The sequence below is a fragment of the Nocardia sp. NPDC003726 genome (genome assembly GCF_053586955.1).
Genome location: NZ_JBSFNF010000063.1, coordinates 1 through 1617, shown reverse-complemented (window position 1 = coordinate 1617; position 1617 = coordinate 1). Strand labels below are relative to the sequence as shown.

Below are 1617 nucleotides of genomic sequence, written 5' to 3'. Positions count from 1 at the left end.
AGCGGGATGGGTTCGCTGCGTTCGACGCGTTCGAGCACGGTGCGTGCGCCGCCGCCGGCGCCGGGGACCACGCGGGCGGCCAGTTCGGCGACGGTGGGTGCTTCGAACAACTGCCGTACCGTCACGTCCGCGTCCAGGGCTTCGTTGATCCGCGCGACCACCCGGGTGGCCAGCAGCGAGTTACCGCCCAACGCGAAGAAGTCGTCGTCCAACCCGACCTCCGCCGCGCCCAGCAACCCCGCGAACACCTCCGCCACCGCCTGCTCCACCGGCGAACTCGGCGCACGGAACACCACCGACGACACGAACTCCGGCGCGGGCAACGCCCGGCGGTCGAGCTTCCCGTTGGGCGTCAGCGGCAACGCGTCCAGCACCATCAGCGCGTCCGGGACCATATACCCGGTCAGGAACTCGGAGACCTGCGCACGCAGCACCGACGCGTCCAGGCTTCCCCCGGAATCGGGCACGACGTAGCCGATCAACCGGTCACCCGCATGGTCGTCGGCGCGCACCAGCACGACCGCCTGGCTCACGCCGGGGCACCGCAGCAGCGCGGCTTCGATCTCGCCGAGTTCGATACGGAAACCACGCAACTGCACCTGCTGGTCACCACGACCGGCGTACTCCAGCGTGGCGTGACCGCCGAATCCGACCCAGCGGCCGATGTCACCACTGCGATACATCCGCGAGCCCGGCGCACCGAACGGATTCGCGACGAACCGTGTCGCCGCCAGCCCGGGACGGCCCAGATACCCCCGCGAGAGCTGCGCGCCCGCGACGTAGATCTCTCCGGCCACGCCGACCGGCGCCGGGTGCAACCGGTCGTCGAGCACGTACGCGTCCAGGCCGGGCAGGGCACGTCCGATCACGCTGGCCGGGTTGTCGACCATCTGCTCGTCCAACGACAGGAACGACACGTGCACGGTGGTCTCGGTGATGCCGTACATGTTCACCAGCCACGGCGCGTCCACCGGATGGCGCTCGTACCAGCGCCGTAGCTGGCGCAGATCCAGCGCCTCGCCACCGAACACGATGTAGCGCAGCGCGAACTTGCCCTGGTCCTGATGCGCCGCTCGGTCGGCCTCGGCGAGTTGGTAGAACGCCGAGGGGGTTTGGTTGAGCACGGTGACCTGCTCGCGGATCAGCAATTCGCGGAACTGCTCGGGCGAGCGGGAGGTCAGGTAGTCGACCACGACCACGCTGCCGCCGTTGGCCAGAGCGCACCACAGTTCCCAGACCGAGAAGTCGAACGCGAAGGAATGGAACAGCGTCCAGACGTCGGTTTCGTCGAACTCGAACAGCAATTGGGTGTTGGCGAACAGTTCGACCACGTTGCGGTGCGCGACGCCGACGCCCTTGGGCACGCCGGTGGACCCGGAGGTGTAGATGACATAGGCCAGGTTGTCCGGGCGCAGCGGCCGCACGCGCTCGCGGTTGCGGACGCGCGCGTCGTCGTAGCCGGTGGTCTCCTCCAGCAGGAGCACCGGGATATGGCTCGCGGGCAGGGAGTCCTGCTCGGTGGCGCTGGTCAGCACGCAGACCGGGGCGGCGTCTTCGAGCATGAACTCCAACCGCTGCACCGGATAGGTCGTATCGATCGGCAGATACGCCGCACCC

General features: G+C 68.7%; 1 protein-coding gene. It reads right to left on the bottom strand.

What is annotated here, in order from left to right:
• Window positions 1-1617: amino acid adenylation domain-containing protein (locus ACWDMM_RS33755; RefSeq protein ID WP_449941587.1), on the bottom strand; the 1617-nt coding region annotated here is incomplete at both ends.